Genomic DNA, 7,222 nt, shown 5'->3' on the forward strand with positions numbered 1-7,222 from the left:
AATGGAAAATAATTATAGCCTTTCACCTACTGCAAGGTTTTTAAAGAAGCATGGCATGCATTCCGCCGCACTTTTTTATCAAAGTTTAAATGAGACATTAGATAGACGCGCTGGACGTACCACACGTTTCCATCTAGATCATTTAAATGTGCCAACGTACCAAGAAGGTCAACGTCTTTTTGTAACCTTTAGGGATCACATTGCAGCCAATCATAATGAGGATGATGTAGAAAACTATGGTTGTCAAGTGGATTGGAATGGCGTATGCCACCTAGATGCAACGCGTTTTGGTAAGCTGGCAGAAAAAGTGGAAAATGCACAAGAACGTTATAGTATGAACTTAGTGAGGGAAAATGCAAGGCATATGTATCATATTCCTCACCATATCCGTTATGCTCATGGGGGATGGCATCATACTGTAGATTTTAGAAAGCTTTTTAAACAAGGTTTAAAAGGCTATCAGATAGAAATTCAAGAAGGTCTTATGGAAGAGACTGATGAAGAAAAAAGACAATTCTTACGTGGTATGGAAGATACTCTTATAGGTTTAATCGACTATGTAGAACGCTACAAGGCTTACTTGAAAACGTGTTTACAAGAAAAGTCTGAAGATCCATGCTTAAAAGGCTTAGTGGAAGCTTTAGAACGTGTGCCTTTCGAGCCACCTACTCATTTTTATGAAGCGTTTATTATGCATCAAGCAAGTATGTACTTTGGCAACGCTTTTGAAACAGGTCGCCTAGATGATTTACTTTATCCCTATTATGAAAAGGACTTAGTAGAGGGGCTTATAACACGTGAGGAAGCGAAAAGCTTAATCCGTGAGCTCTTTGAAGATATTGAAAAACGCATAGGTCACCCAGGAGCGGTTCATGTTACCATTGGGGGAACAGATGCCTCAGGTCAAGCAAGTTATAATGCATTAACTTTGATTATCATTGAAGCTATAAGAGGACTCCGTACACCGAATGTGACTTTAAGAGTACGCAAAGATATGCCTAAAGAACTATGGGAGGCTTTGTTAGAAAATATCGGTAAAGGCTATGGGCAGCCTGCTATTGTCAACGAAGAGCTCTTCTTAAAAGGGTTAGTGGAACAGTACCATATTCCTTTTGAAGATGCTGTAGACTATGTCATGGGTGGTTGTTCAGAAATGCTCATTCAAGGAAAGACCATGTGTGACTCTACTTGGGTGTCTTATAATATGTTAGAAGTCTTTGAAGATACTTTCTACAACCAATTTTTAAACTGTGATTCATTTGAAGCTTTTTATGAAGCTTTTAAAAAGGATTTACATGTCACCATTCAAGATATGGGCAGACAAATCAATATCAGGCAACATACAGAAGGACTTCATATGCCCACACCACTGATGAGCCTTTTAACAGGTGGTTGCCTAGAGAATAGAAAAAGTGTCCTAGGTGGTGGTGCATCTTATAACTTTGATTCCACAGATATTTATGGGAGTACAAATGCTATCAACGCCTTATACACCGTTCAAGAATTTTATAAAGGGACTTTTAAAGGCCTTCAACCAGAAGCTTTCTTAGAGAGTTTTGCAACCAACTACGAAGGTCGTGAAGAGGTTTTAAGAAAATGCCAAGGAATCTTGAAGTTTGGAAATGGCGGTACAGAGCTTGAGCACTTAGCTCATGAAGTGATGGGATTTGTCTTTGATGAGATGAAAACTCTTGTGGGCTATAGAGGCAATGGTCAATTTACACCGGCAATCATCGGTTGGATAAACTGGATGATCAATGGAGAGAAAATTGGTGCAACACCAGATGGTAGAAAAGCAGGGGAGCCACTAGCAGATAGTGCAGGTCCTATGCAAGGAACAGATACACAAGGCCCAACAGCAACTTTAGGGGCAGCATTATCTATTCCACAAGAAGACTGTCTAGGAACTTGTATCGTTAACTTGAGATTAGACCCTAGAGTATTTAAGACAGTAGAAGGGCGTATGAAGGTAGAAGCCTTACTAAAAACTTACTTTGCAGAAGGTGGAAACCAACTACAAATCAACGTAGTTGACCAAGAAAGATTGGAACAAGCTTTAAAAGAACCAGACAAACACCGTGATATTATTGTACGTGTAGGTGGTTTTTCAGATCAGTTTGTATGCCTTGATCCAAGTATTCAAGAAAGTATTATGCAACGTATTGTACATGGCTAAAAATTAAGAAATAGGGTTTGCTAGTAAGTATAGTATTTTATATTATTGTAAAATCCTCCTACAAAACTCAGGCACAGATAATCACTTTTATTATCTGTGCCTGGTTCTATACATTAAAAAAGCTATTTGATATCAAATCGGTCTGCATTCATCACTTTATTCCACGCATTTATAAAATCTTGTAAAAATTTCTTTTCATTGCCGTTGGAAGCATAAACTTCTGAAAGGGCTCTAAGTTGTGAATTGGAGCCGAAGATAAGATCAGCTTCTGTAGCTGTCCACAAAGGCTTTCCTGTGGTTCTGTCATAGCCTACATAAAGATTGCTCTTATTTATGGATGGTTTCCAAATCGTATTCATATCAAGTAGGTTAACGAAAAAGTCGTTTGTTAGAGCTGTTTTTCTATGAGTAAAAACGCCTGCTTGGTTGCCGTTATAATTCACATCTAATACACGTAGCCCTCCTAATAAGGCAGTCATTTCAGGTGCGGTAAGGGTTAGTAATTGTGCTTTGTCGATAAGCATGTAAGAGATACAGTCTTTATACGATTCTTGCACATAATTTCTAAAACCATCTACTTTAGGCTCTAATACAGCAAATGAAGCACTATCTGTTTGATCTTGTGAGGCATCGGTGCGACCTGGAGTAAATGGAACCTCCATCGTGTAACCAGCCTATTTAAGCGCTTTTTCTATACCAACAGCACCACCTAATACAATCAAATCTGCCATCGAAACCTTTCTATACTTACTAAAATGATTAAAACGTGATTGAATAACTTTTAATTGTTTTAATACAGGTAAAAGCGCCTCAGGTTCATTTACTTCCCATCCAATCTGGGGATGAAGGCGTAATCGGGCACCGTTTGCTCCACCACGTCTATCTGATCCTCTAAAGGTGGAAGCAGATGCCCAAGCTGTTTTTACGAGTTGAGGAATGGTTAATTCTGAATGCATAATCATTTTTTTAAGTTGAGCCACATCTTTTTGGTTAATCATAGGATAAGTAGGACTTGGAAGAGGGTCTTGCCAAATAAATTGTTCTTTGGGGACTTCTGGTCCGAGATATCTAGAGACAGGCCCCATATCACGATGGGTTAATTTAAACCATGCACGTGCAAATTGGTCTTGGAATTGTTTCGGGTTTTTTAGAAAGTTTTTTGCAATAGATTCATAAATAGGGTCCGCACGAAGTGCCAAATCAGCAGTAGTCATCATAGGACGATGTTTCTTTGTGGGATCATGAGCATCTTCTACCATATCATCAGGCTCAACATCCTTAGCCAACCACTGATAGGCACCAGCAGGGCTTTTTACAAGCTCCCATTCATATTTAAATAAAGTTGTTAAATAACCCATATCCCATGTGATAGGATGGGGCTTCCAAGCACCTTCAATGCCACTGGTAATGGTGTCATCAGCATTTCCAGTACCAAAGCTATTTTTCCAGCCAAATCCTTGCTCCTCAATAGGTGCTGCTTCAGGTGGTGGCCCAAGAAAAGTTGCTGGTGCAGCACCATGAGCTTTACCAAACGTATGCCCACCGGCAATAAGTGCAACTGTTTCTTCATCATTCATTGCCATGTTTGAAAATGTAGCACGGACATCTTCAGCAGACTTGAGGGGATCGGGTACGCCATTATGTCCTTCAGGATTCACATAAATAAGCCCCATCTGAACAGCAGCAAGAGGATTTTCTAGTTGTCCCGGTGTAGGCTTAATGTCAGCATTTGCACCAGATTTTTCATTTCCCCAGTAAACGTCTATTTGAGGCTCCCACACATCTTCTCGTCCACCAGCAAATCCCAAGGTTTTAAATCCCATAGATTCTAGTGCACAGTTACCAGCTAAAATCATTAAATCTGCCCAAGAGATACGATTACCGTACTTTTGCTTGATAGGCCATAGGAGTCTACGTGCTTTATCAAGATTGGCATTATCTGGCCAACTATCTAGAGGAGAAAAACGTTGAGTGCCTCTACTTGACCCACCTCTACCATCACTTACACGATAGGTCCCGGCACTATGCCAAGCCATACGGATTAAAAATGGTGCGTAGCTGCCATAATCCGCTGGCCACCAATCTTGTGAAGTAGTGATTAAACGGTATAGATCTTCCTTTACTTTATTAAGAGGTAATCGATTAAATGCTTCAGCATAATTAAAGTCTGGGCTCATAGGATTGCTTAAAGATGAATTTTCACTCAGAATATTTAAATTTAGCTGTTCAGATGGGCAGTCATTGTGAGTATCCCTAGGGATATTCGGGGCATTTGGATTTCTAGTAGATAGCTTTCTTGATGGGTTCATAGCTTATCCTCCCTACCTAAATATAGATGTTTAAAAAGATATATAGATAAAATATACTGTACAGTTACCCAAATCATTCACTTTTAAGAGAAAATAATTAAAAAGGACTAAATACTAGAGCATGTGAAGTAAAGGCTGATGAAGAAACTTTTAAAATGGAAACAATGAATAAGATTAGATACAAGTTGCACTAAATAGGATGAAAATGAATATTTTATTAAGGATCAGAACTATTGTGTGGCTTCTAGGATATGTGGATAAGGGGCGAGTATTGGGTAAAGGAAGCAGATTAATAGGAGGAGGGTTAAATGTTATGGCAACAGATTTATCAAAAGAAATAATAACTGGATTGACGATTACGCCATCCAGTCCTACGTCAGGAGATAAGGTTACGGTAGATATGACTTTTGGAGAATCAGATCAAGAGTCTATTATAAAATCTGGTGACACTATAAGCATGACTTGGCCAAGTTCAGGAAAGGTCTATTTACAGGCAATAAATCAATCACTACCTGTGATCGACCCGGATTTAAATGGTGGAACACAAATTGGGACAGCTCAAATCAGCGATGGTAAAGCAATGATTACATTTAATGATGCAGTCAATAATCAATATGGGGTTTCTGGCTATTTTAGGTTTAAAGCAACTGCAGAAAATATTACATCTGGTGATGCTGCTAATACAACAACCATTAGCGTAGATGCAGGAAGTAAACAGGTGCCGGTATCTATTACCAAACCTAAAACAAGCAGTGCAAAAGGTCCTTTCAGTACGGGATGTGTATTTTATAAAGCAGTACTACAACCTACGATTGATAGCACAACCAATATGCAGACAAACAGATGGTATTATCAAATTAATGAGTGGGACTTGGATTTTTCTCAACCAATGGTTATCACAGATGAGATCATAGCAGGTCAGGAATATTTACCCGATAGTTTATATATGACGATTAACGGGATAAAATATAGTGCAGAGGAGTTTAGTTCAAAATACCCTGGTTCATCAGCGGTATATGATGCTACGACTAGAACACTAACTTTTATCTTCACACCAGCATCACTAAATGGTCTTAGTGATTTTGTAAATTACGATACACTTGGGACTGATACCACTCTTCAATCATATAAAAATCAAGCAAAAGTAAGTTATTATCCAATAGGCTATCCGTCGGGAGAAAACGTGGCATTGAACCAAGAGAGTGAAAATATGATTGCGAGTACAGAAGCAAGAAGTGTGAAGAGTGGGACTTGCCAAGTAAAAAAAACACTTCAAAATTTAAGTGGAGATCCAACGAGTACACCACTTGAAGGTGTATCATTTATGCTTACAAGCAAAGATAATACTAGTTTTACACCTATTACAAAGATAACAGATGCACAAGGTGTCTGTGAATTCCCAAATCTCCCAAGTGGTACGTATACTATAACGGAAGTAGGAGCTCCAACTTGGTTAATTCCAAACCCTAACCCAGCCACATTTACAATTGATGATGCTTCTAAAAATGGAGTAGTATGTATTATTACAAATACAATTAAGACCACCTCCATTAAGGTAAACAAGGTGTGGGTGGATGGAGGCAATCAAGGTAGTAATCGTCCTACTAGTCTAGATGTAACACTCTATGCAGATGGAAAATCTTATGCGACTCCAGTCACATTGAATGAGACGAATTCATGGAGTTATACATGGCTCAATATTCCCCAATATACTGCTACTGGAGAAATTATTAGCTATAGTGTATCTGAAGAAATAATTGAGGGGTATGAACAACCTAAGCAACCAGTTGATGCTATAGATGGTACTGTCACACTTACCAATATTGAACAGACCAATATAACAGTTAATAAAGTATGGGATGACAATGGGAATCAAGATGGTATACGACCAACTACAATTACCTTGACTTTAAATGCAGATGGGGTACCAGTAGATGTAGTGCTTCCAGAGAAAAATCCAGTGCAAGTAGTAGGACCAAACTGGACGACAACGTGGAAGAACCTACCGGTATATAAAGATGGAAAGCAAGTTACCTATACGGTAACAGAGGACACGATTACAGGCTATACAACAGCGGTGTCAGAGGTAGTATCTGGTGTCATAACAGTAACTAATACCCATAAGCCAGAGACAACGAGTATAACGGCTAATAAAGTATGGGATGACAATGAGAACCAAGACGGCATACGACCAACCACAATTACCTTGACCTTAAATGCAGATGGGGTACCAGTGGATGTAGTGCTTCCAGAGAAAAATCCAGTGCAGGTAGTAGGACCAAATTGGACGACAACGTGGAAGAACCTACCGGTATATAAAGATGGAAAGCAAGTTACCTATACGGTAACAGAGGGCGCGATTACAGGGTATACTACAGCGGTGTCAGGGGTAGCATCAGGTGTCATAACAGTAACCAATACCCATAGGCCAGAGACAACGAGTATAACGGCTAATAAAGTATGGGATGACAATGGAAATCAAGATGGTATACGACCAACTACAATCACCTTAACCTTAAATGCAGATGGGGTACCAGTAGACGTATTACCTCCAGAGAAAAATCCAGTGCAGGTAGTAGGACCAGACTGGACGACAACGTGGAAGAACCTACCGGTATATAAGAATGGAAAGCAAGTTACCTATACAGTAACAGAGGACACGATTACAGGGTATACTACAGCGGTGTCAGGGGTAGTATCAGGTGTCATAACAGTAACCAATACCCATAGGCCAGAG

2 protein-coding genes and 1 pseudogene are annotated in these 7,222 nt (G+C 39.4%); 2 read left to right on the forward strand and 1 reads right to left on the reverse strand.

Features of this window, described 5'->3' with window-relative positions; all coding sequences use genetic code 11:
* Position 1 precedes the first annotated feature (1 nt).
* Positions 2-2,176 carry a pyruvate formate lyase family protein gene (locus tag PBV87_RS19155; RefSeq protein WP_271013402.1) on the forward strand — a complete coding sequence of 725 codons (2,175 nt, stop codon included), beginning with the start codon at positions 2-4 and terminating at the stop codon, positions 2,174-2,176.
* A gap of 122 nt (positions 2,177-2,298) precedes the next feature.
* On the opposite strand, the pseudogene katG reads toward PBV87_RS19155, so the two are convergent.
* A pseudogene (gene katG, locus PBV87_RS19160) lies at positions 2,299-4,485 on the reverse strand (catalase/peroxidase HPI).
* Positions 4,486-4,798: 313 nt separating this feature from the next.
* On the opposite strand from katG, the gene PBV87_RS19165 reads away from it, so the two are divergent.
* On the forward strand, positions 4,799-7,222 hold a 2,424-nt coding region (locus PBV87_RS19165), incomplete at its 3' end, for a Cna B-type domain-containing protein (protein ID WP_271013403.1).

The sequence above is a fragment of the Holtiella tumoricola genome (assembly GCF_027857615.1).
In the GTDB taxonomy this organism is placed as follows: domain Bacteria; phylum Bacillota; class Clostridia; order Lachnospirales; family Cellulosilyticaceae; genus Holtiella; species Holtiella tumoricola.